Raw genomic sequence first — 22,297 nt, 5'->3', positions numbered from 1 at the left:
CACCACAATAATGGGATACCGCCAGCAAAAGCCGAAGATCGGCCTAACCAAGTGTCCGGATTTAGTTGACCACTACAAGTAGGAGCCTGCCAATTTTGAAAGCATGGATCCACAATTCTCCCGTTTTAGCGCGATTTTTTGTGCCGAGTGAGAAACGGGTCTCACGAGGAGCTCCGTACTGGCGGAGGGCCGGGGGGGAAGATCAGGCGGTAGCAGTAGACACCACAGTGGTTTTTGATGAGACCGGGATAGAGCATATGTGACACCTCAGTGTGTCACTCCCTGACCAGCCATAAAGAAAAAGCCCTGACGAATCAGGGCTTTAGCAGGTGGTGGAGCTGGGGGAGGTTGAACTGGATAGTTAATTTCTTGATTTAAAATAAAAATCTCCAATTCAGAAAATTTCAATATACCTAACCGTATGCCTAACATCAGAACTTATGCAATAACATAGTGTTATCTGGGCTGGAATGGTCATATGTGGTTAATTGGCCGTGGAGGAAATTTTAACTCTCACCTTTCTCAAAAGGTAACTGACTCTTGCGAAAGTTGGCGCTCTCTGTTGTATCAGCTCCTCGTTTGGAAAAAAATTCCCCGTCCAAAATTTACTTGTCCAGCGAGCTTTGAATAGACTGTTCAACCTTCGGTGGCTTTTACCTCGCCACCGGCAGGTCCTCCCAGCGGGTGGTGAAGCAGGGGCTCAAGTGCTCTTGTCGTATCATCCACTCAGGCGACCCAGTGCCTTGGCTGGCAAAGCCTACGTGCCCCAATCCCTTGGCTTTGATCTGGTCCATCACTGCCATCAGCGCATCTGATTGAGCGGAGGACGGGGCAAAGAGATCTGCCTGTTGTTGCCCCTTGGGGGTGAACTCACTCAGCATGACGCCCCCCTTCTGATAACGGTAACCGTCGCGCCAAATCTGCGGTAGCAGCACGTTCACTTGCTGCAGCAGCAACCGGGTATCATCGCTAGGGCAGACCAGCCGGACGCCAGCCTGCTCACTGTAGTAAGGGGCTCGTTCATCAAAGGGGCTGGTTCGCACGAACAGGTGCACCCGCTGGCAACACATTCCCTCGGCCCGCAGCTTCTCGGCTGCGCGAGCCATAAAGCCCGACAACGCTTGGGCCATTTCTCCACGGTCCGTCACGCGCTCACCAAAGGAACGGCTCGAGAGGATCTGCTGCTTCGCCGTCGGTTCAACGGTCAGCTCTGCACAAGGCAGGCCACGCAGCTCCTGTACGATCCGCTCGACCACCACGCCGTATTGGGCGCGTAACCCTTTGGCGTCGCTAGCCACCAGGTCAGCCACGGTGTTGATGCCTTGTGCCACCAACTTGGCTCCCAAGCGCCGTCCTATGCCCCACACCTCGTCCACCGGGGTGATAGCCATCAGCCGGGCGCGGCGCAGCTCGTCACGCAAGTCCACGACGCCGCCAGTGGCAGGCCACTTCTTGGCTGCATAGTTGGCCAGCTTGGCGAGGGTCTTGGTGGGGCCGATCCCAACCCCTACCGTTAGGCCGGTCCACTGCCACACTCGCTGCCGGATCTGTTGCCCATAGGCTGTGAGGTCACCGGCAAACGACTCCGACAGTGACAGGAATGCTTCATCGATGGAGTACACCTCCAGCTCGGGGGACATGGTCTCCAACGTGCTCATTACCCGGCCAGACATATCGCCATAGAGCGCGTAGTTGGAGCTGAATGCCACACCACCATGCGCCTCGAACTGCTCGCGGATCTTGAAGTAGGGCCCGGCCATCTTGATGCCCATCGCCTTGGCTTCGGGGCTGCGCGACACCACGCATCCATCGTTGTTGGAGAGCACCACGATCGGGCGGCCACGCAGCTCAGGGCGAAACAGCCGCTCACAGCTGGCGTAGAAGTTGTTTACATCAACGAGCGCTATAGCCATCACGCTGCCTCAGATTGCCAATCACATGGGTGACCACTCCGAACAACTCCAGGGAGAGGCTCATACAAGGGTCGATAGGCGCGAACGCCGGATTGGCTGGCAACAGCCGCAACCTCGGCTTGAGCTGCAAGGTCTTTACCGTGAAGCTGCCATCGAGTAGTGCAATCACCACATCACCATGGCGCGGGGTGAGGCTCTTATCGACCACCAGCAAGTCACCGGGAAAGATGCCGACCCCGGTCATGCTCTCCCCCTCGGCACGCAGATAGAAGGTTGCTGCAGGGTGCGACACGCAGTGGGTGTTGAGGTCCAACTTCCCTTCCAGATAGTCGCTGGCTGGGCTGGGAAAGCCGCAAGAGGCGCGGTGCAAGAACAGCGGGATGGTCACCTCGGCGGGTGATGGGTCTGGGGTTAACAGCTTCATGGCAACAACACCTGTATTTATATACAGGCATTATAGCGCACCACCTTTGAACCAGCGCAAGTCCCGCATGTCAGCGATGCCGTACCATGGTGCCAACAAATAACAAAGAGATCAGTATGAGTCACAATCTGTGTGCCCTACCGAAAGAGCAGCAAGAACGGGTCGAGGTCGAGAAGGCTGCCGCATATGCCGTATGGAAAGAGCGCAACGGTCACTTGGCCAGCGCAGAAAGCGAAGCGAACCAACATCAAGGTGAGCTGGGCAGCTATTTTCTCGAGCAAGTGGGTAAATACAAACGAGGTTAATTCTATCTGGTTGAAAATGTTACATGTACACATGCCCAGTATCGAAGGAATTGTCATAGCCCGATAAAATCGCCTCTCACCTCTTTTAGACGCTCGATACAGCAACTCGTGTCGTCTTAGTCGGCACGCGAGCGGTACGGTAAGAATTCAAAAAATTTATTTAAAATAATGGCTGTGTTATGCAGCTTGCACGAGAGAGCAATAACCTGAACATGCATGTCCAAACGTTAGAATCGTTCCCCCCTGAAGTTGTCAGTAAACTGCAGTACTACGTGTACCGGCTGATTGATCCACGCAATGGCGAAACATTTTATATCGGCAAGGGGAAGGGCAACCGGGTCTTTGCTCATGTCCAAGGTAGTGTTGAGGATGACGCTGTCTCGGAAAAATTGGAGCGAATTCGCGCCATCCATCTTGCAGGACTGGATGTGGTGCATGTTATTCATCGGCACGGTATGAACGAAAAAACAGCCTTTGAGGTCGAAGCCGCGCTGGTTGATGCCTATCCGGGGATCACCAATATCATGGATGGGCATGGCAATAGTGAATTTGGTGCCATGCATTCAACCGAGATCATCCAAAAGTACTGTGCTCCAACTGCCGAATTCCGCCATAAGGCGCTGCTGATCAGCGTTAACCGTTCAGCATTAGATCATTCACTTTATAACGCCACCCGTTTTGCTTGGCGCCTCAATAAAGACAAGGCCTGCCAAGCCGATGTGATTTTAGCCACAGTGCAGGGGTTGATTGTCGGTGCATTTATTGCGCAGCAGTGGCTTGAAGCAACAGCTAACAATTTTCCTGGTAGAGAGACAGTTGAAGGGCGTTATGGCTTTGTTGGCCACGAGGCGTCCGAGGTGATCAAAGCCATGTATGTCGGCAAGAGGCTGCCCGATGAGTTTCGCAAGCGGGGTGCTTCCAACCCCATCAAATATACCTGGTCGTGATGGTTGCCAGGGTAGTAAAGGCATGACGAGATGGGTTCGATGGTCTGAGTATCAAAAATTGAGCCGTACTGCTCAGTTAAGCTTGTACGAATCTTTATTGAGCGATGAACAATCAATCGTGCAAAAAATAGCGAGTTGAGTCACGTCAAACGCTGATGCTGCTTGCACTGAGGGTGTTCAGTAGCTAATTTAGCTAAATTAGCTGTATTAGCTTACTTGGAGTCATTAGTGCCTGAACAAGAGATCTATCAGCAGATCAAGCAAGCCTTGTCGGCTGCACCTCGCAACCAATATACCGTCGAGCTACATCTGCAGATGCTCAAATATGCAGATGAGCTCAAGCACGTGACTGCGCGGGAATTTTGTGAAGGGGTAGGGCTCAAAGAGAGCCTTGGTACCGAATTCAGCAAAATGCGTAATCTGACCACCCGGTTAAAGCTTGCTGGGCTCGATACCTCAAAACTCTAACATCGCTCAACTTGGCAAAAACCGGTTATAAGCCAGCAAGTTATTAAGGAACAACATGCTCAAGCTCGAAGAGATCAAGAAAGATGCTCAGGTCCGCGGCATTGTCGAAGGGCAAGTGGTTCGCGTGGTGACAGTGGAGCAGGTCGGTGAGAACGCCCTGACGGTTTACTACAAAGACAGTAAGGGTGTTTTGGCAGAACGCATGTTGTTTCGAAGTGATGAGATGGTGCTAGAGCTCGCGACGGTGGGCCGTCCATGGGCTTTCGATGCCGAAGGGGGCAATTTCAAACTGGGGCTGGAAGCCTATCGAATCTCACAAGCCGCGTTGTTTGATCCAATGATGGCTGTCAACATGGCCAATGTAGACCCTTTGCCACACCAAATTTCAGCCGTTTATGAATCTATGCTGCCAAAGCAGCCGCTGCGCTATGTCTTGGCTGATGACCCTGGTGCGGGCAAAACGATTATGGCTGGTTTGTTCATTTCTGAGCTGCTGCTGAGAGCGGATGCCAGGCGGATTATGGTGGTATCTCCTGGCTCACTGACCGAACAATGGCAAGACGAGCTATTTGAAAAGTTTGGCCTGCAATTTGAAATCTTCAGTAAAGAAAAGCAGGAGCAGTGTGCAACGGGCAATTTTTTTACCGAAACAGATCGCCTGATTTGCCGTCTGGATCAGCTTTCCCGTAGCGAAGAGTTACAAGAGAAGCTGCGCAATACCGACTGGGATCTGATCATCGTCGACGAAGCGCATAAACTCTCTGCCAACTACTTTGGCAACAAAATCAATAAGACCAAGCGCTTCGCACTGGGCGAACTGCTTGGGTCCATTTGCCGCCATTTTTTGCTGATGACAGCCACGCCGCACAACGGCAAAGAAGAAGACTTTCAGGTCTGGATGTCACTGCTCGACAGTGATCGGTTTTATGGCAAGTTTCGCGAAGGCGCCCATAAAGTCGATATTACTGACATGATGCGCAGAATGGTGAAAGAAGAGCTATTGACCTTTGATGGCACACCGCTATTCCCTGAACGTCGAGCCTATACCGCCAACTACGATCTCTCTCCTCTTGAAGCAAGCCTCTACGAGCAGGTGACGACCTATGTGCGAGAAGAGATGAATCGAGCCGACAAACTCGACAACAGGAAAAAAACCACCGTTGGCTTTGCACTGACGCAACTGCAACGGCGGTTGGCATCGAGCCCCGAGGCCATTTATCAATCGTTAAAACGGCGTCGTAATCGTCTTAAAGACAAGCTTGCAGAGATGAAGTTGTTGGCCCGTGGCGAGAAGGCGAAACAAACCGGCGTAGCTGAAACGCTGGGTAGCTATACAGTGACAAAACAGCTCGATTTACCAGAAAATTGGGACGAGTTGGATGAAGATTTAAGCGCAGAAGAGTACGAGCTTTATGCTGAGCAAGTCGCAGATCAGGCGACTGCAGCCGAGACTATATTAGAGCTCGAAGCCGAAATCCTGTCACTCAAGGATCTGGAACAACAAGCACTGGTGCTGGTGCAATCGGGCAATGATAAAAAGTGGGAACAGCTATCCGCTTTGCTGCAAGACTCGCCGGAAATGAAAAACCGCGATGGTAGCCGTCGCAAACTGATCATCTTTACCGAGCACAAAGACACGCTCAATTACTTGCGTCAGCGAGTCAGTGATCTGCTTGGCCAGCCAAGTGCAGTCAGGGTGATTTACGGCGGAACCAACCGTGATGAGCGGCGTAAAATCCAGAGTGAGTTTCGCAGTGACCCCACCGTATTGGTGCTTATTGCCACCGACGCTGCGGGTGAAGGTGTCAACCTGCAAAATGCCAACTTGATGGTCAACTATGACCTGCCATGGAACCCCAATCGACTGGAACAGCGCTTTGGCCGGATCCACCGGATTGGCCAAAAAGAGGTGTGCCATCTGTGGAACATTGTGGCTAATGAAACCCGTGAAGGTGAAGTGTTCCAAAAGCTGTTCGCCAAGTTAGAAATTGAGAAACAAGCACTGGGCGGTAAGGTGTTCGATATCTTGGGGGAGGCGTTTGACAACGTTTCGCTGAAACAGTTGCTGATGGATGCCATTCGCTATGGTGAAGATCCTGCTGTGCGCGCCAGAATGGACCAAGCAATTGAGGGGGCGCTGGATAGCGATCACCTCAAGGAGATCATGCGCCGCAACGCACTGGTGGAATCCCACATGGGGATGGAAGGGCTGTACGCCATCAAAGAGCAGATGGAAAAAGCCGAAGCGCGCCGTTTGCAGCCCTTTTTTATCCGTGCCTTCTTTCAGGAAGCTTTCCAAATGTTGGGTGGCGATTTGCGCGAGCGCGAACAAGGCCGCTACGAGATCAGGCATGTCCCGGCGGTGATCCGCGAACGAGACCGCATCATAGGGGAAAGCCGCACGCCAGTACTGCCGCGTTACGAGCGGGTCTGCTTTGAAAAGCAGCTGACACGCCCGACGGGCAAGGTGTTGGCTGAGCTGTTGCACCCGGTGCATCCGCTGATGCATTCCGTGCTGGATCTCACCTTGCAAGCCCATCGCAGCAAACTGAAGCAGGGTGCAGTATTGGTTGATCCGACCGATGATGGCGATGAACCCCGCCTGATCATGATGCTGGAACACTCGGTCAGAGAAACGGCGGAACAAGCAAAGAGTATCGCCTCCCGACGCTTGCAGTTTGTCGCGATAGATACTGCCTGTCAGGCCAGTTATGCGGGCTGGGCGCCCCATCTGGACTTAATGCCCATCAGCGAGGGGGACTTGGCGTTGGTACAAGATATTCTTCACTCCCCTTGGTTATCCCAGCCACTGGAACCGCTGGCGCTACAACTGGCCTCTGAAAAACTGGTGCCAGAGCATTTTGCGGAAGTGAAAACCCGCCGTGAGCTGCAGGCAGACAAAACTTTGGCCGCTGTGCATGAACGCTTGATCAAAGAAATCAACTATTGGCAAGACCGCTATCTCAAGCTCAGCGATGACGTGAAAGCGGGCAAGCAGCCCAGAATGCAGCCAGAAAACGCGCGGCGCCGAGTCGATGAACTGACCGCCCGTTTACAGCAGCGCACCGCTGAACTCATTGCGCTCAAGCAGGTGGTCTCCAGCACCCCGGTAGTGATTGGCAGTGCCTTGGTGATCCCACAAGGGCTATTGGCCAAACGTAAGGGGGAGATCGTGTTTAGCCCTGATGCGACCAGCCGCGCCCATATCGAACGGGTCGCGATGCAGGCGGTCACCGATGCGGAGCAGGCGTTAGGCCATACGGTGATCGATGTCGCAGCGGATAAATGTGGCTGGGATATCACCGCGCGTCCGCCACTCAAAAGCGATGGTTCCTTGCCGCAAGACCGTCACATTGAAGTGAAAGGTCGAAGCAAAGGGCAGACCACCATCACCGTCAGTCGTAACGAGATCCTCTATGCCCTCAACCAGGCAGACAAATTTTTGCTGGCCATCGTGTTGGTAGAGGGTGACAAGGCACAAGGCCCGTACTACATTCGCCAGCCTTTTACCAAAGAGCCCGACCTTGGCGTGGCGAGTATCAATTACGACTTGGCGGATTTGCTGGCACGTGCGGTCACGGCACAGGAGTCTTTATGACTGGTCGGCTCGATGCTTTCAGGCTGAATATTGAAGGCTACCAGATGACCTTTTGGGACGGTGATCGTCTGGAACAGCATCTGGAAAATTTGGGCATACCGTTTATTGCGCTGGAGGCGTTATATCAAGCGGGGGTGCTCAGTTTTGAGCCCAAAAGAGGCATGGATCTCAGCCCGCGGGATCTGGCTGAGCTGCACTTTTTGGCCCCATTTATTCAACAGCAGCTAGGCGCTCAGACGATCGCGCGTTTATTGCGTTCACTCGATGCGCCCTACAACTACGATCACCAACTTATTTACTTCGATTGGCGCTCCGGAATGTGGCAACCATACCCTGCCATCGATTTATGTGAAGCAGTAAGGTCGCTGACCAGTCAGGCCCGAGAGGCCCAAGATGTCAAAGGACTCAAAGCAATGGGTTATCGGTTAAATGAGTCTCTGGAAGACATTAAATATTGGCTCTCAGAAATCCAGTCTCCAGCGGAATAAGGACAGTGAAGTAAATGCTTTTACCAGAACAAAACAGCCTGAGTTTGCACCACATCACGCTGACCAACTATCGGTGTTTTGCTTCACTCTCGCTCGATTTTCACCCGCAGATGACGGTGCTGATAGCCCCCAACGGTGCGGGGAAATCCACCATTCTCGATGCTGTCGCGGTGGCGGTGAGCCCGTTTGTGGCGGCGTTTGATTTGGGTAAAGGCCGACCGATTGCCAAGTCGGATGCGCGTTATTTGCGCCAAGAGCAGATGACCAGCAACGAACAAATGTTTCCGGTCGAAATCGTGGCCAGCTTTAATCAGCCAGCTTGCCAGATCAAACGAGCACTGACCGGCATCAACAATAAAACCACCGTCAAAGAGGCCAGCGAGCTGGCCGCTTACGGTGAGGGTTTAATGGCGCAAGTACGTAACGTGCAGACTGTTGATCTGCCGGTGGTGGCCTATTATGGCACCAGCCGCTTGTGGCTAGAGCACCGCAATATGGAACGAAAAGCCGTGGTCAGTGCCAGCCGCAGCATGGGTTATGAAGATTGCCTAACGCCAGCCTCTAACTTCAAGCAGTTACAACAGTGGTTTACCAAGGCGACCCTGGCCGAACTGCAACAACAACAGATGGCCGAGGTGTATCAGGGCTACACGCTCAAAGCGCAAATCACCGGCATTCAAGCGGCGATTGATGCGATCTTGCAACCTGCATCCGGCTGGCACCATTTCCACTACAGCTTTCCCCATGAAGAGTTGGCAATGACACACCCTGAGCAAGGCGTACTGCCCGTCAGCTTGCTCAGTGACGGGGTGCGCGCCATGGTCTCGTTGGTGGCCGATCTGGCATGGCGTTGCATCAAGCTCAACCCCCATTTAGGCAAGCAAGCGGCGCTACAAACCAGTGGCATTGTCATGATCGACGAAGTGGATATGTTCCTCCATCCTGCGTGGCAGCAGCAGGTGTTAGGGGCGCTGCAACAGGCGTTTCCTTTGGTGCAATTTATTGTTACCACTCATAGCCCGCAGGTACTCACCACAGTAGCTAAAGAGAATATTCGTCAACTTGGCTCTGATGAACATGGCGCCTATGCCAGAATGCCGCCTTTTAGCCCGCTGGCCCATGACAACAGTGATGCACTGGCCAAGGTGATGGACACTCACAGCCAGCCAAGCCTGCCGCTACAAGAGGCCATTAGTGAATATGAATTACTGGTCAGAACTGGGCAGGAAACATCTGAACGGGCAACAACGCTGTTGGCAACCCTTGAGCAGGCGGGGTATCAGTTTCATGAGAGTGACCTGGCCACGTGGCGATTCTTGGCACAGCGCAAGCTGGCAGCAAAAGGGTCATAACCCATGATTGAACTTCAGCACCGTGCGATGCCAACTCCGGCGTTGACGCAATACTGCACTGCTAACCCGGCAGCCACAGCAGCAGATTTTGATAGCCTCGTATTTAGACCAGTGAAAGAGGCTGTAAAAGCCGATCTGCATCAAGACCAAGGTGGTCTGTGTGTCTATTGTGAGCAGCAACTTAAGGCAACGGAGGGGCAAGTCGAGCATATCAAGCCCAAAGCGGGGGCAAATGCGCATCCCCATCTCTGTTTTGATTACTACAACTATGCCCATAGCTGCATCAATAACCAGACCTGTGGCCAGCACAAAGGCAATGGTCTGTTGCCTATTGAGCCTGGCCCTGACTGTAACTTGCAATGGGCGATAGCCAGTAGCAACGGTTGGATTGAACCATTACCCACACTGACCAGAAAGCAGCGTCATCCTGTCGTAAAAACGCGTGACATGCTGGGGTTGAATAAGGATCCCAATTTGGTCAGTGAACGGAAAAAATGGTTCGCCCAAGCAGTTATTGTGCTACAAACGGCGCCAGACGATTTTGACCAATTTTTGCAATCAGCGCCATTTCGCGCTCTGATTGCTGCATCTATCTAATGTTGGAACACCCATGACTCCCATCAAATCCCCCAAAAAACTGATCGAGGTGGCGCTGCCGCTCGATGATATCAATGCTGCAGCAGCACGGGAAAAATCCATTCGCCATGGTCACCCCTCTACCCTGCACCTGTGGTGGGCGCGCCGCCCCTTGGCAGCTGCGCGGGCGGTGATTTTTGCCCAGATGGTGAACGACCCAGGCTACCAACAGGGTGATGGCTTTAAGTACGGGGTGAACAAACAGGAAGCCGCCAAAAAGCGTGAAAAGTTGTTTAACATCCTGCGCGAGCTGGTGAAGTGGGAAAACACCAATAACGAAGCGGTGCTCAATCAAGCGCGCGCGGCCATCATGGAGAGCTGGCGCGAAATCTGCGCCCTGAATAAAGACCACCCCGACGCGGCTGAGCTGTTTAACCCCGACAAATTGCCCGGTTTTCACGACCCCTTTGCTGGTGGCGGCGCCTTGCCGTTGGAAGCTCAGCGCTTAGGGCTTGAGTCCTATGCCTCTGACTTAAACCCAGTGGCTGTCACTATCAACAAAGCCATGATTGAAATCCCACCTAAGTTTGCCGGTCGTGAGCCGGTGGGGCCAGAGGTGGCAAGCGATAAAACCAGCAAGAAAAAGGCCACCAAGGATGCCTTTGACGACTGGTCTGGCGCCAAGGGGCTGGCGGAAGATGTGCGCCGTTACGGCAACTGGATGCGTGATGAAGCTGAGCAGCGCATCGGGCATCTCTACCCCAAAGTTTTGGTAACTGAGGCCATGGTCGCCGAGCGGCCAGATTTAGCGCCTTACTTGGGTGATGAGCTGACGGTGATTGCCTGGCTGTGGGCACGCACGGTGAGAAGCCCTAGCCCGGCATTTTCTCACGTTGATGTGCCGCTGGCCTCCACCTTTATTCTCTCCTCCAAGGCAGGCAAAGAGGCCTATGTTGAGCCGGTGGTGCAAGGGGATGGCTACTACTTTACCGTTAAGGTTGGCACGCCTCCCTTATCGGCAAAAAATGGCACCAAATTGGCCAGGGGAGCAAACTTTGAGTGCTTACTGTCGAAGGCGCCCATAGAAGGTAAACACGTTAAGGCCGAAGGGGTAGCGGGTCGATTAGGTCAGCGTTTGATGGCTATTGTCGCTGAAGGTAAGAAAGGGCGAGTTTACTTGTCACCTTTAAGCGAGCAGCAAGTTGTCGCGAACAGTGCCGTTCCGCAATGGAAACCAGAAAATGCGTTGCCAGATGATCCTCGCAATTTTTGGACGTTAAGCTATGGATTGGCGAAATATGGCGATCTGTTCACCCCGCGCCAATTAGTGGCTCTGAGCACTTTCTCGGACTTGGTGGGTGAAGCCATTGCCCGCTGTCGTGAAGATGCCCTCACTGCCGGGATGGAGGACGATGGCATCGGCCTCGATGCCGGTGGCACCGGCGCCACTGCCTATGCGCAAGCTGTGGGGGTGTATCTTACTTTCGCTGTTGATAAATGCTCAGACTATTGGTCCTCAATATGTTCTTGGCACAATTCAGGCGAAAAAATGCGTAATACATTTGGCCGTCAAGCCATACCTATGACTTGGGATTTTGCTGAAGCTAATCCAATGTGTGATTCTTCAGGTAATTGGATGGCAATGGTTGATTGGTCGTGGAAAGCATTGGCGCAATTTCCAGCCTCAATTGGTGGCCTAGTTACTCAAGCGGATGCCCAAACCCAAACGATTAGCCGTAATAAGGTGATCTCTTCCGATCCGCCCTATTACGACAATATCGGCTATGCCGACTTGTCGGATTTTTTCTATGTCTGGCTGCGCAAATCACTGCGGCCAATTTTCCCTGGTCTCTATGCCACCATGGCGGTGCCTAAGGCCGAGGAGCTGGTGGCCACCCCCTATCGCCACGGCGGCAAGGAGGGCGCCGAGGCGTTCTTTTTAGATGGCATGGGCAAAGCGATTCACCAATTGGCCGATCAGGCCCACCCGGCGTTTCCGGTCACCATCTATTACGCCTTTAAACAGTCCGAAACCAAGATGGACGGCACCTCCAGCGCCGGTTGGGAGACCTTTTTGCAGGCGGTGATCGACGCTGGTTTTGCCATCAGTGGCACCTGGCCAATGCGTACCGAGATGGGTAATCGCATGATCGGCTCTGGCACCAATGCGCTGGCCTCCAGCGTGGTGCTGGTGTGCAATAAGCGCGCGGCGAATGCCGACAGCATCAGCCGCCGCCAGTTTATCCGTGAACTGAACCGGGTACTGCCGGAGGCGCTCGATGAGATGACTCAGGGCAGCATTGATGCCCAGGGCATCAGCCAATCGGCGGTAGCGCCGGTGGATTTATCCCAAGCCATTATTGGCCCCGGCATGGGCATCTTCAGCAAATATGCGGCAGTGCTCGAAGCCGACGGCAGCACCATGAGCGTGAAAACCGCGCTGCAACTGATTAACCGCTTCCTGGCTGAAGATGACTTTGACCATGACACCCAATTTTGCCTGCACTGGTTTGAACAGCAGGGCTGGCGCGTGGGTAAGTTTGGTGAGGCGGATGTACTGGCCCGCGCCAAGGGCACCAGCGTGGCGGGCTTGCAAGAGGCCGGAGTAATCAGTGCCGGTCAAGGTGAAGTACAACTGCTCAAGTGGATGGAGCTGCCCAGCGACTGGGCGCCAGAGCGTGATAACCGCACCCCGGTATGGGAAGGTCTGCACCACCTTATTCGGATCCTCAACAGCGAAGGTGCCAGCGGCGCCGGTGCCATGTTGGCGCGCCTGTCAGGCAAGAGCGATGCCATTCGCTCCTTGGCCTATCGCCTCTACACACTCTGCGAGCGCAAAGGCTGGGCCCAAGATGCCCGCGCCTATAACGAACTGGTCACCGCGTGGGACGCAATGCAAAGCGCCATGGCCGACAGCGGGCAAGTGGGGGAAAGCTATAGCCTGGATCTATAAAGGCGAGAAGTTGAAGATTCCTGAGCTGAGAGGAGACGACTCCTCTTTGCTCGATAAAGTTGGAGCCCCAAGCCAACATTGAATTGGATTGAAACGGGATAATGAAATTATGAGTTTGAAACCTTGGCGCGAAATTGCACGCCCGCATCGTGATGTGCTGGAAGGCACCTTCAAACAGTCGGAATTTGCAGCAGATATTACTCAAGTTGCCAATGGCTCTGCGCCAGCAGAATATCAGGATGCAGAGCAGTTTTTTGCCCGTACCTTTATCACTGAGGGGATGCGTTTGCTGCTGGCATCGGTCGCCGAGCGTTTGGCTGGTAAAGGTGGTGACCCGGTTATCCAGCTGCAAACGGCGTTTGGTGGCGGTAAAACGCACACCATGCTGGCGGTTTATCACTTGGCCTCACGCACAGTGACCACGGATCGCTTGCAGGGTATTCCGCCTATTTTGGATGCGGCAGGGATTCATGAGTTACCCAGTGCCCGCGTCGCGGTGATCGATGGGATTAACTTGTCGGTGAGCCAAGCGCGCACCCACGGTGTGGTTCACGCCAATACCCTGTGGGGTGAGCTAGCCTGGCAACTGCTGGGCGATGAAGGCTATGAGTTGGTGGCAGACAGTGACCGCGACGGCACATCTCCGGGCAAAGAGCAGTTGGTCAAATTGCTGACCAAGGCAGCCCCCTGTGTGGTGTTGATGGATGAGCTGGTGGCCTTTTTGCGTCAGCTCGAGGTGGGCAAGCAATTTAATGCCGGTACATTTGATTCCAATATCACCTTTATTCAGGCGTTGACTGAAGCGATGAAGGCGGTACCCAATGCCATGTTATTGGCCTCTTTGCCGGAGTCGGCGCTGGAGGTGGGTGGCACCATGGGCCAGAAGGCGCTGGACTCGCTGGAGAAATATTTTGCGCGGGTGGAGTCGGTATGGAAGCCGGTCGCCACTGAAGAGGCCTTTGAGATTGTGCGCCGTCGTTTGTTCGAGTCGGCAGGTGATGTCGCTCAGGTGCAGGGGATTGCACAGCAGTATGCTGACTTCTATCGCCAGCATGCGCAGGAATTCCCGAACGAAACCCAATCCAGCCACTATTACGACCGACTGTGCAACTCATACCCGATCCACCCGGAGGTGTTTGACCGCCTCTATGAGGATTGGTCAACGCTGGACAAGTTTCAGCGCACCCGTGGGGTGTTGCAGTATATGGCGATTGTGATTCACCGTTTATGGGTGGCGGATAACCGCGATGCGCTGATCATGCCGGGGTCGTTGCCCCTTGATGACAGCAATGTGCGTGGCAAGAGCATTCATTATCTGCCACAGGGTTGGGAGCCGGTCATCGAAAAAGAGGTGGATGGTTCACGCTCTGAAGCAGCAGACATTGATAAGCAGGATACCCGCTTTGGCCAATACCACGCCGCTCGCCGAGTGATGCGTACCCTGTTTTTGGGCAGCGCCCCCAGTTCAGGTGATCAGATGCATCGCGGTCTGCAGGCTGAGAGGATTATGTTGGGCGCCTGTTCGCCCGGGCAAACAGTGGCCACCTTTAAGGATGTGTTAGTTCGGCTGCGGGATCGTTTGACCTATCTGTATGGCGATAAAGAGCGTCTGTGGCTTGATACCAAGCCTAACCTGCGCCGGGAAATGGAAACCCGCAAGAGTAAAGTCAGTGAGCGTGAAGAGTTGATGCCGCTGCTTAAGAAGTCAGTAACTGCGTGTTTTGGTTCCCAACATTGTTTTGCCGGGATCCATGTTTTCACCCCTGCCGGCGATGTGCCTGATGAATACGGCAATGGTCCGCGTTTGGTGGTACTGGAGCCGTCTGCATTTTCTGCATATAGCCGCAGTAGCAGTACTAACCAGGCATTCAAAGCAGCCGAGGTAATCTTGTTTAAACGTGGTGAGCAGCCGCGGGTGAAACAAAACCGGCTGATCTTTCTCGCCTCCGATTATGACAGTCTGAACCGTTTGAAAGATCAGGGTAGAACCTATCTGGCCTGGCACTCCATCGTTACCGATATCGAAAACGGAGTGTTGAATCAGGATCTGGCGCATTTGACCCAGGCCAAGGGAAATCGCGATACAGCGAAGAAGCAGTTCGATAGCTTGATCCGCGACACCTATAAGTGGCTACTGGCACCGCTTCAGGATCCCGGTCAGCCGTTGGAATGGGAGGTGTCGCAAATCTCTTCCAGCGCACCTAAGTTGATCCAGGAAATTGAAAATCGGCTGGCTGAAGAGGAGTGGTTGATCAAAGAGTGGTCACCGGTTCATCTGCGTAATTTGTTGGAAAAATACTATTTTGCCAACGGTGTGGAATCAGTCAGTGCATTGAAGGTATGGCAGGATGCCTGTCAGTACCTCTATATGCCTCGTTTGGTCAATGACCTAGTCTTGCGTCGTACCATTGAAGAGGCCATCCAGAGTCAAGATTTCTTCGCTTTTGCGTCTGGTCTGCGTGACGATCGCTTTGAAGGGTTTGCTTTTGGCAAATCATCCACTGTGTTTCTGGATGAGCACAGCCTGCTGATTAGCCAGGATGCTGCACAGTGCTATCGAGCCAAACTGGAACAGGAAGCCCGTGACAAGCGTGATGAAGAAGAGCGTAAGCGGCTTGTTCCGGGTAAAGACGGCGGCGATGGGACTGGTGAGCGCGAACCAGATGACGGAGAGGACGAGGGGACAGGCACAGGTTCTGGCACAGATTCAGTGAGTCCCAAACCGACCGCCACAGAGAGCCAAAAAAACCGGTTTTATGGTTCTGTGCGGCTTGATGCCATCAGAGCCAAAATGGAATTTGCCAATATCATGGACGAGGTGGTGCAAAATTTTGCCAGCCAATATGGTGTTGAGGTGGAGATCTCCATCGAGATCAATGCCCGCTCTGAGAAAGGGTTTGATGCAAACTTACAGCGAGCCATTAAAGAAAACTGCAGCATGCTCAAGTTTGGTAATGCTGAATTTGAAGAGTAAAACATAAGTTCTTCGCACCTTAGCGTGAACTAAATGCAAAAACGGCTGGGACTGTGGTTGTGTTGTCATCAAATCAACACCATCACCTACCAGCCGTTTTCAATGTCGAAATTACCCGCAGGGGATATCTCGAACACTCGAACCAGATCTAAGGAAGGTGCGAATAAGTACCCTATGTGCCAAAACTAAAAAGTTTAGCCATTTAATATCAATAATTTAGAATGGTGTGTTTTTGTGCCAAGTGACTTGTTAGCACCTTCCTTAAGAAAGTGCCAAACAAGTAGGTGTCTATTTCTTGGTCAGTTATGCAATTCCGGTAAGCTGACAGAACCAAAAAATAAAGCCGGATTCCCGGCATTATTTACAGCCAATGCTCGGGAATGGTCAGTTCGAAGGATTGTGCCGCATAGCGCAGCATGCTTAATATTTCGCGGTGTCGGGCCTGATCAATGGTATGTCCGGCTTTGCGCTGCTCCAGCATCATCTGCAGCTCCGGCAAGTTAAACATGCCAAGACGATGGAAGTTGCCCCAGGTAGGTTGGCCGAACAGGTTGTAGATGACCACAGTGCTATCTCGTTCACTGGCCAGGCGTTTTTCACCAAGGAGTTTGGTCAGCGCTTCTTCGGCTTCATCTTTGTCATCGTAGGTGTTTAACAGTTTCATCGTCGGACGTTCTGGTAGAAATTAAGCGGCACAGTTTAGCAAAAATGGTAATGGAACCACAGCGAGAGTGATTAACCCAAGCATCCTCTCTCCGCAAGCGACACAATTCCCTCTGTTGCAACCACTAAATGATCCAGAGTGCGGATATCGACCAGTGCCAATGCGCTTTGCAATCGCTGGGTGATCTCGATATCTGCCCGGCTGGGTTCCGGGTATCCCGACGGGTGGTTATGCACCAGCATCAGGGCGGCGGCATTGTGGTGCAGTGCCCGCTTGACGACATCGCGGGGGTAGACGGTTGCAGCGGACAGGGTGCCAAGGAACAGCTCCTCGTAGGCCAGTATCCGGTGTTGGTTATCGAGGAACAGTGCCGCAAAAACTTCGCGATCCCGTGTTTGCAGCAGCCCTTGCAGGGCTTGATGGGCCACGTGTTTATCAGTAATAGCTTCTCCCTTGGCCAGTTTCTGACGGGCAACTGCTTGGGCGATGGTGAGCAGGTCGTCGTCGGTGACAAGGTCGGTTACCCGATAGGTGCCGGGGATCTCCCCGGCGATCAGTTTGTGATGCAACATGATGGTGCTCCATACGCTATCGCCCCACCACGTGGGGTGCGGCAGGGTAGGCGAAGTAGTTGGTTAATGGGTTACTGAATGGGGCGTGACCGCAGGCTTGGTTGGCGGTGTTCAGGCCGCCAGTGTGTGAGTGGTGTAGTCGTGCAGCGGAATGTGGTAACTGGTCGCTAGCAGGGCGCCTAGCTGGGTTAGCCAGCTGTGGTCAGGGTGATCGCACAGCCATTGCGCCAGGGCGTCGCCCTGTTCGTTTTCATAGCGCAGGTAGAGGGCGTAACCGTCCACCTGCAGGCCCTGTTCATGCACCACTTCAAATTGACCATTGTGCTCAAGGTAAGCCTCCAGCTCGATGGCGATCACGGCGTTAATCATCTTCGCTCTCCTTGTCTGGGATGCGGTCACTTTCCACCACATAGCCGCGATGGATGCAGATGCGTTGCAGGTCGGCCAGAAAGTTGGCCAGTACGCGAGGTTGCTCGGTGAGCGGGACTGGCCCTGCCTGGCAATGCCAGAAACAGCGACGTTCGGGGTCGATGCAGATCTCATCTCTCGGTTGGTTCATGGTGTGCGAGTCCTCCGCATTGGTGAGGGTGAGCAACTGCCACTGCACGCCAGACCAACGGACCTGCAGGGTGACTGTGCGGATGTGTGGACTATCCGGGGTCAGGTGTAGCAGCCAACGCTGACCACTGCGAGTGGGGGTTAGCTTGGCGCTTGTGGCGACTCGTCCCAGCCATTGGCGTGAGTAGTGGGAGAGCGCTAATTCTTGGCTCATCGTGTCCTCCTAATCCCCTGCGACCGTGATGCTGAAACATTCCAACCGACAGTAGGCAATGAAGTTGCTTTGCCAGATATCGAACAACTCCCGCGCTTCGGCCAGTCGCAGTGGCCCCCAGCCCAACATGATGTGTTCCCCATCGAGGAAGTTGAAATCGAGCTCCTTGCAGAGCTCAGCATCTTGGCCCTGCCCCTGGTAGCTGAAGTCGGTGACGTAATCGAACAGCCAGCCATCGAGCCCACGGATCAAGCGGATCTCGACCGGGTGCACGCCGCCTTGCTCGGCGCTGTAGCCGGGATTGCGAAAGTTGAAGGTCAGTTGGGTTAAGCGCTCAATATTGAGCTCGGTTTTAGCTATTTCTTGGTCGAGGAGAACCAGCAATGCTTGGTCAACGGGCAGGGTAAAGCCGTCCCGGAAAAAGGGAATAGTCATGGTGTACTCCTTGTGGGGTTTAATCTTGGCCGAACAGCTCGCGCATTTTTCTGGCCACACGGGCACGGATCTGGGTGTCAATAAAGGCGGTAATACTGGCGAGTGCCGCACTTAGCACCGCGATGTCATCGGTGAGCCCCATAGGCAGCACATCCGGGATCGCATCGATGGGCGAGATAAAGTAGGCCAACGCGCTGTAGATCAGCAGCTTGGCCCAGAGCGGCAGGTCATCCTTCTGGCTGGTGTAGTAGAGCAACAGGCAGGTTTCAATAAAGGGCCGACCGGCACGCTTGGCAAAGGCGCAGAGCTTGCGCCAAAAGCCTTGCTGGTCGAACGGCTCGCATTCGGGAGGAATACAGGGGGGCATAGTGTGTCTCCTTCACAGGTGGGTGAATGGCAGAAATGAAAAGAGGAGGCAAATGCCTCCTCTTGGATGGGAATGGGTGTGACCTATTGGTCCCACATCAAGCAGTCAAACTCGGGCGTATTAGTGGCGGGCAGTACAGATGCGACCTCTTTGGTTGGCAGTGCGAGTTGCTTGCCGTCAGCCGTTAAAATGCGGATCGACTTGGCCTTGCGTAGCTTGCCCCACATGTCGAAGAAATTGTTCTCACCGACACGGGATTCTGTCTCATAGGGCGCATCGTATTGGCTGCCATCGACGATGATGGAGAAAGCCTGCCCAGCATAAGAGCCATACTCCTTGCCCTGCACGGTGGCCGTCATGCTGACTTTGCGGGTGTCATTACAGGCGATATAGAGATGGTTCTGTTCGTTGACCACCGCCGTGTATTCGCTGGTGCCCTGACCCCAGCCACTGCTCCAGCGTCCAGCCTCGCCATAGGCCAGGACGTTGCCGCACAGCAGCAGTGCTGTTGAGGTAATGATGAATTTGTTCATCCCTGTGACTCCTAAAGGCTCAAGGATTTCGATGAGCCATTAACGTGGTTATTTTTTGTAAAGCACGGTGAGGGTGTTATCCGCCAAGTGCTTGACGATTTCATAGTCTGGACTGTAAGTGGCGAGATTATGTGCCGCGATAGTGACGGCAGATGCGATCCCGGCCAGACCGGTAATACCGCCAAAGACGCTGGCCCCTACCGCTGCTATCCGGCCCTTGGTATAGATCCGGCATCTCAACCCATTTATTTCTATGGTATTTTCAAGTTTCATAACGGTTGCGCTCATACGCCCCGATAGCCCCACGACCTCAAAGGATTTTCGTGCACGGATCAGTGAAGCCAGCTTGTCAGTCGCCAGATCGTCATAAGTCAGTCTTTCCATGAGTTGTTTCCTGGTTGTGTAGTAAAAGTGTCTTATGGAGCCCTCCTGTTGCGAGTTGGTCAAGATGGTTTATTGGCCGAGGGCCTCACATCTCTGTCAAATCTGCAAAATTGCTGTTGAGTGGACTCATTGAATCGTTAGTTTATCTTTTGAGTCCTTATCGTCAATGGGTCCATGGTCAACCATAACGTTGACTGGAGGACCCATGACAGATATCAACCTTGAGCAGTTAGCCAAGAGTGTGGGTAAGGCGATTGGGCGTCAGCGTAACCAGGCCGGGTTTACCCAGGAGCAGGTGGCTGAACACCTCAGTATCGGGATGGAAGCCGTCTCTCGAATGGAGCGAGGAATTGTGGTGCCGACCGTGGTGCGGCTGGCGGAGCTCGCTCAACTGTTCGGCTGTGAGCTGGCGGATTTCCTGCGCGAAACCAGTAACCGCCCGACCGAGCAGGGCATTGTGCTGAGCCAGCAACTGGCCCGGCTTGATGATGCTGACCGAACTCTGTTGCTGGAAACGGTAGAGCGGTTGGTGGAGCGGTTGGCGCGTCCCCGCTGATCATCCACCATTCACTGGGGAGGGGATGGGTCCCCTTTCCCCAATTTGTTGGTGAGCGGACTCCTTCTTGGTTGTGGCCTCTGCGGTGTTCTGGTTGCTTGGCTTTGCGGTGCGGCATGCGAAGTAGTCGCCTCCACACCAGTGTTACCATTCGCCGTCTCGTCGCTGTTGGTTTCGGGATAGAACTCCTCCAACAGCATCGGCACCTCCTCATCTATATCTTCAAACTGGCCGTTACGCAGCAACTCGCGAGCAGCCTGCTCCATCTGCTCGATTGCCAAGCCTGCTTCTTGGTCACGCTGGGCCGCCTCCTGTGCCAGCCTGACTGCCTCAGTCAGGTTGGTCTCTTCCCGTAGCGTCAAATCCACGTAGTAGACCGGTGTGCGGTAAGACTGGGTGGTGCTCTTGGCCCGCAACCGTAGGGTGAGCGGCAGATAGCGGGTATGGCCCCCGCTCAAAGCCTCCAGGTACTTCAGCCGAGCAGCCAGAGTGCGCACCGAGTTGTAGCCGGTGGTGCGGAAGATAAAGCTACCCAGCTCATCCCCTTGCCCCTCCACAAACAGGTTCAGTCGTCCGTACAGCTTGCAGCCCTGTTGCCCTGCAAAGGCGCAGCGCTCTGGTCCAGGGCAGCTGACCTCCTCCATGCCTTGCGCCCCCACACGTCTCGCCACCTCCCCATTCCCGACACAGAGCGGCCTGCCGGTTTGCCGGTCAAAGGCGCTGTATTCCGCCCGCAGATTCAAGTCGCTGTCGTTGAACAGCACCCGCACTGGAATGGCGCGGATCTTGGTTTGCTCCTGACCTTGGCCACTCTTTTGCGATGAGTAGTGTTGATGCAGGGGATGGAGCAACCATCCCCCCTTTTGCTGTACCTGGGTGGTGAGGGTGAAGCTGTCGTCTTTCTCCGGTACCCACTTATCCTGTTTTTGCACCAGCTTGCCGATGCAGATCCGCCCGATCACGGGCGGGGTAATCGCCAGTCCTTTGATCATGGTGTTTGCCTCAAGGGTTGAATGGTGAAACGGCGCACGCCGGGCACCGGTTTGACGTAACGGGTGAGCAGGTCGGGATGATCCTGACCGAGCTTTTCGAGATCCGGTGCTAGCCGGTCTTTGCTGCGCTTCCAAGTGATCTTGCCGTTGGCAAACAGCCCGGCAGTGGCTTCACCTAAGGTCGCTTGCAGCCGCTGTTTGAGTTGTGACTCCTGCAGCTCGACAGCTTCCTTTTGCTGACGTAAGCGCAGTAGCTCCCCAAACAGCTGGTTAAACTCGGGAGAATCCGAGAGATCCAGCGTCTGACCATCATCGCGGGGAAAGAGCCAGCTCAGGGCATTGGCGGCATCGCTGGAGCCGTCAGGATCGGGCTGCTGGTCTTGTTGCACCATCTGCCAGAACTGCGCTTCCCGCTCGGTGAGATCCTGGATCTTCTCCTCATCGCGCTCGATGCGGTAAATCCGAAAATCCTGGCCGCCGATCAGCACTGCCACCTCAGCCCAGGCATGGCCGGTAACCGCTAATTGATGCAGTACCTGACACTGATAAGCCACCGGCACACCTTCCTCCCACTGGGGGGCGCTGTGATAGCTGGCGGTCTTGATCTCCAGAATGCCCGGCCCATCGGGATGGCCGACTACCTCCCGATCGAGGTTGGCGAGCATGAAGGGTTGCTCGGGGTGTTGCAGCACAGCATTGACCCGTCGCACACGAAAGCCGGTGCGTTTGGCATAGACCTGCGCTAACACAGGCTCCAGCTCAATGCCCCACAGCACGGCTTCCTTGTGTGAGATATCCTCCGGCTCCTTGCGACCGGTCTTCTCCAGCCAGAGGCTGAGCGGGCATTTGTAGGGGGAGAGCCCCACTGCGACGGCGGCATCGGAGGAACCAATGCCGAGTTTACGGATAGCGAGCCACTGCTCGCGGGTTAACTGGGTAGTAGAGGCTAGCCGCAGGGCTTGGCCATATTTGGCTTTTGCTTTCATGACTATTCCTTGTTGACGGCATAAATGGCTACGCCCGG

22 protein-coding genes are annotated in these 22,297 nt (G+C 54.2%); 10 read left to right on the top strand and 12 right to left on the bottom strand.

Annotation, left to right across the window (positions count from 1 at the left end; genetic code table 11):
• Positions 1–653: 653 nt before the first annotated feature.
• Complete coding sequence (gene umuC / locus G5195_RS01910) at positions 654–1,913, bottom strand: translesion error-prone DNA polymerase V subunit UmuC (RefSeq protein WP_421235777.1); 1,260 nt, start codon at positions 1,911–1,913, stop codon at positions 654–656.
• Positions 1,894–2,337, bottom strand: a complete 444-nt coding sequence (gene umuD / locus G5195_RS01905) for a translesion error-prone DNA polymerase V autoproteolytic subunit (RefSeq protein ID WP_279499827.1) — start codon at positions 2,335–2,337, stop codon at positions 1,894–1,896. The genes umuC and umuD overlap by 20 nt, the downstream gene beginning before the upstream one ends.
• A gap of 116 nt (positions 2,338–2,453) precedes the next feature.
• Between umuD and G5195_RS01900 the strand changes: the two genes are divergently transcribed.
• The 9 genes from G5195_RS01900 (at position 2,454) to G5195_RS01860 (ending at position 15,998) form a co-directional block, all read left to right on the top strand.
• The gene (locus tag G5195_RS01900; protein ID WP_215805227.1) at positions 2,454–2,642 is read left to right on the top strand and encodes a DUF3283 family protein; all 189 of its coding nucleotides are present in this window, start codon (positions 2,454–2,456) and stop codon (positions 2,640–2,642) included.
• 179 nt (positions 2,643–2,821) lie between these two features.
• The gene (locus G5195_RS01895; RefSeq protein ID WP_216974087.1) at positions 2,822–3,589 is read left to right on the top strand and encodes an LEM-3-like GIY-YIG domain-containing protein; all 768 of its coding nucleotides are present in this window, start codon (positions 2,822–2,824) and stop codon (positions 3,587–3,589) included.
• Between the two features lie 228 nt (positions 3,590–3,817).
• Complete coding sequence (locus tag G5195_RS01890) at positions 3,818–4,057, top strand: HTH-like domain-containing protein (RefSeq protein ID WP_064338624.1); 240 nt, start codon at positions 3,818–3,820, stop codon at positions 4,055–4,057.
• A 55-nt stretch (positions 4,058–4,112) separates the two neighbouring features.
• A complete protein-coding gene (locus G5195_RS01885) occupies positions 4,113–7,655 on the top strand; it encodes a helicase-related protein (RefSeq protein ID WP_421235776.1) in 3,543 nt (1,180 codons plus the stop codon).
• Positions 7,652–8,143 carry a hypothetical protein gene (locus G5195_RS01880; RefSeq protein ID WP_270668497.1) on the top strand — a complete coding sequence of 164 codons (492 nt, stop codon included), beginning with the start codon at positions 7,652–7,654 and terminating at the stop codon, positions 8,141–8,143. Before G5195_RS01885 ends, G5195_RS01880 begins: the two co-directional genes overlap by 4 nt.
• A 14-nt stretch (positions 8,144–8,157) precedes the next feature.
• Positions 8,158–9,495, top strand: coding sequence for an AAA family ATPase (locus tag G5195_RS01875; RefSeq protein WP_421235775.1), 1,338 nt, complete (start codon positions 8,158–8,160; stop codon positions 9,493–9,495).
• 3 nt (positions 9,496–9,498) lie between these two features.
• Entirely contained in the window at positions 9,499–10,092 is a 594-nt protein-coding gene (locus G5195_RS01870; RefSeq protein ID WP_421235774.1) for a retron system putative HNH endonuclease, read from the top strand.
• Positions 10,093–10,105: 13 nt separating this feature from the next.
• Positions 10,106–13,024, top strand: coding sequence for a DUF1156 domain-containing protein (locus tag G5195_RS01865; RefSeq protein ID WP_421235773.1), 2,919 nt, complete (start codon positions 10,106–10,108; stop codon positions 13,022–13,024).
• Between the two features lie 109 nt (positions 13,025–13,133).
• The gene (locus G5195_RS01860; RefSeq protein WP_421235772.1) at positions 13,134–15,998 is read left to right on the top strand and encodes an ATP-binding protein; all 2,865 of its coding nucleotides are present in this window, start codon (positions 13,134–13,136) and stop codon (positions 15,996–15,998) included.
• Positions 15,999–16,359: 361 nt separating this feature from the next.
• Here the strand turns inward: G5195_RS01860 and G5195_RS01855 are convergent, their stop codons facing one another.
• The 8 genes from G5195_RS01855 to G5195_RS01820 form a co-directional block, all read right to left on the bottom strand.
• Positions 16,360–16,662, bottom strand: a complete 303-nt coding sequence (locus G5195_RS01855; RefSeq protein ID WP_421225699.1) for a hypothetical protein — start codon at positions 16,660–16,662, stop codon at positions 16,360–16,362.
• 71 nt (positions 16,663–16,733) lie between these two features.
• Complete coding sequence (radC, locus tag G5195_RS01850) at positions 16,734–17,234, bottom strand: RadC family protein (RefSeq protein ID WP_064338613.1); 501 nt, start codon at positions 17,232–17,234, stop codon at positions 16,734–16,736.
• A gap of 111 nt (positions 17,235–17,345) precedes the next feature.
• Positions 17,346–17,603 (bottom strand): hypothetical protein, encoded by a 258-nt coding sequence (locus G5195_RS01845; RefSeq protein ID WP_421235771.1) that lies wholly within the window; start codon positions 17,601–17,603, stop codon positions 17,346–17,348.
• A complete protein-coding gene (locus tag G5195_RS01840; RefSeq protein ID WP_421235770.1) occupies positions 17,596–18,006 on the bottom strand; it encodes a hypothetical protein in 411 nt (136 codons plus the stop codon). Before G5195_RS01840 ends, G5195_RS01845 begins: the two co-directional genes overlap by 8 nt.
• Before the next feature lie 9 nt (positions 18,007–18,015).
• Positions 18,016–18,441, bottom strand: coding sequence for a DUF2787 domain-containing protein (locus G5195_RS01835; RefSeq protein ID WP_201880216.1), 426 nt, complete (start codon positions 18,439–18,441; stop codon positions 18,016–18,018).
• A gap of 19 nt (positions 18,442–18,460) precedes the next feature.
• A complete protein-coding gene (locus G5195_RS01830) occupies positions 18,461–18,808 on the bottom strand; it encodes a YkvA family protein (protein WP_201880219.1) in 348 nt (115 codons plus the stop codon).
• 83 nt (positions 18,809–18,891) lie between these two features.
• A complete protein-coding gene (locus G5195_RS01825) occupies positions 18,892–19,341 on the bottom strand; it encodes a hypothetical protein (RefSeq protein ID WP_421235769.1) in 450 nt (149 codons plus the stop codon).
• A gap of 48 nt (positions 19,342–19,389) precedes the next feature.
• On the bottom strand, positions 19,390–19,725 hold the full coding sequence (locus G5195_RS01820; RefSeq protein ID WP_139737641.1) for a hypothetical protein: 336 nt from the start codon (positions 19,723–19,725) through the stop codon (positions 19,390–19,392).
• Positions 19,726–19,930: 205 nt separating this feature from the next.
• Here G5195_RS01820 and G5195_RS01815 point away from each other — a divergent pair, with 205 nt between their 5' ends.
• Entirely contained in the window at positions 19,931–20,281 is a 351-nt protein-coding gene (locus tag G5195_RS01815; RefSeq protein WP_161653441.1) for a helix-turn-helix domain-containing protein, read from the top strand.
• Between the two features lie 11 nt (positions 20,282–20,292).
• Here G5195_RS01815 and G5195_RS01810 read toward each other — a convergent pair whose 3' ends face one another.
• Together G5195_RS01810 and G5195_RS01805 are read right to left on the bottom strand one after the other, a co-directional pair.
• Positions 20,293–21,273 carry a hypothetical protein gene (locus G5195_RS01810; RefSeq protein ID WP_421235768.1) on the bottom strand — a complete coding sequence of 327 codons (981 nt, stop codon included), beginning with the start codon at positions 21,271–21,273 and terminating at the stop codon, positions 20,293–20,295.
• The gene (locus G5195_RS01805) at positions 21,270–22,259 is read right to left on the bottom strand and encodes a YqaJ viral recombinase family protein (protein WP_201972540.1); all 990 of its coding nucleotides are present in this window, start codon (positions 22,257–22,259) and stop codon (positions 21,270–21,272) included. The genes G5195_RS01810 and G5195_RS01805 overlap by 4 nt, the downstream gene beginning before the upstream one ends.
• Positions 22,260–22,297 lie beyond the last annotated feature (38 nt).

Origin of the sequence: Aeromonas sp. 601039 (genome assembly GCF_049174415.1) — a bacterium.
Classification (GTDB): domain Bacteria; phylum Pseudomonadota; class Gammaproteobacteria; order Enterobacterales; family Aeromonadaceae; genus Aeromonas; species Aeromonas veronii_A.
The sequence above is the reverse complement of the archived record's forward strand: the minus strand, read 5'-3'. Positions and strand labels throughout refer to the sequence as shown.

Excerpts from the sequence above, each read along its gene's own strand:
- umuC (WP_421235777.1), bottom strand. The coding sequence starts at position 1,913 with ATGGCTATAGCGCTCGTTGATGTAAACAACTTCTACGCCAGCTGTGAG.
- umuD (WP_279499827.1), bottom strand. The coding sequence starts at position 2,337 with ATGAAGCTGTTAACCCCAGACCCATCACCCGCCGAGGTGACCATCCCG.
- G5195_RS01900 (WP_215805227.1), top strand. The coding sequence starts at position 2,454 with ATGAGTCACAATCTGTGTGCCCTACCGAAAGAGCAGCAAGAACGGGTC.
- G5195_RS01895 (WP_216974087.1), top strand. The coding sequence starts at position 2,822 with ATGCAGCTTGCACGAGAGAGCAATAACCTGAACATGCATGTCCAAACG.
- G5195_RS01885 (WP_421235776.1), top strand. The coding sequence starts at position 4,113 with ATGCTCAAGCTCGAAGAGATCAAGAAAGATGCTCAGGTCCGCGGCATT.
- G5195_RS01880 (WP_270668497.1), top strand. The coding sequence starts at position 7,652 with ATGACTGGTCGGCTCGATGCTTTCAGGCTGAATATTGAAGGCTACCAG.
- G5195_RS01875 (WP_421235775.1), top strand. The coding sequence starts at position 8,158 with ATGCTTTTACCAGAACAAAACAGCCTGAGTTTGCACCACATCACGCTG.
- G5195_RS01870 (WP_421235774.1), top strand. The coding sequence starts at position 9,499 with ATGATTGAACTTCAGCACCGTGCGATGCCAACTCCGGCGTTGACGCAA.
- G5195_RS01865 (WP_421235773.1), top strand. The coding sequence starts at position 10,106 with ATGACTCCCATCAAATCCCCCAAAAAACTGATCGAGGTGGCGCTGCCG.
- G5195_RS01860 (WP_421235772.1), top strand. The coding sequence starts at position 13,134 with ATGAGTTTGAAACCTTGGCGCGAAATTGCACGCCCGCATCGTGATGTG.
- G5195_RS01855 (WP_421225699.1), bottom strand. The coding sequence starts at position 16,662 with ATGAAACTGTTAAACACCTACGATGACAAAGATGAAGCCGAAGAAGCG.
- radC (WP_064338613.1), bottom strand. The coding sequence starts at position 17,234 with ATGTTGCATCACAAACTGATCGCCGGGGAGATCCCCGGCACCTATCGG.
- G5195_RS01845 (WP_421235771.1), bottom strand. The coding sequence starts at position 17,603 with ATGATTAACGCCGTGATCGCCATCGAGCTGGAGGCTTACCTTGAGCAC.
- G5195_RS01840 (WP_421235770.1), bottom strand. The coding sequence starts at position 18,006 with ATGAGCCAAGAATTAGCGCTCTCCCACTACTCACGCCAATGGCTGGGA.
- G5195_RS01835 (WP_201880216.1), bottom strand. The coding sequence starts at position 18,441 with ATGACTATTCCCTTTTTCCGGGACGGCTTTACCCTGCCCGTTGACCAA.
- G5195_RS01830 (WP_201880219.1), bottom strand. The coding sequence starts at position 18,808 with ATGCCCCCCTGTATTCCTCCCGAATGCGAGCCGTTCGACCAGCAAGGC.
- G5195_RS01825 (WP_421235769.1), bottom strand. The coding sequence starts at position 19,341 with ATGAACAAATTCATCATTACCTCAACAGCACTGCTGCTGTGCGGCAAC.
- G5195_RS01820 (WP_139737641.1), bottom strand. The coding sequence starts at position 19,725 with ATGGAAAGACTGACTTATGACGATCTGGCGACTGACAAGCTGGCTTCA.
- G5195_RS01815 (WP_161653441.1), top strand. The coding sequence starts at position 19,931 with ATGACAGATATCAACCTTGAGCAGTTAGCCAAGAGTGTGGGTAAGGCG.
- G5195_RS01810 (WP_421235768.1), bottom strand. The coding sequence starts at position 21,273 with ATGATCAAAGGACTGGCGATTACCCCGCCCGTGATCGGGCGGATCTGC.
- G5195_RS01805 (WP_201972540.1), bottom strand. The coding sequence starts at position 22,259 with ATGAAAGCAAAAGCCAAATATGGCCAAGCCCTGCGGCTAGCCTCTACT.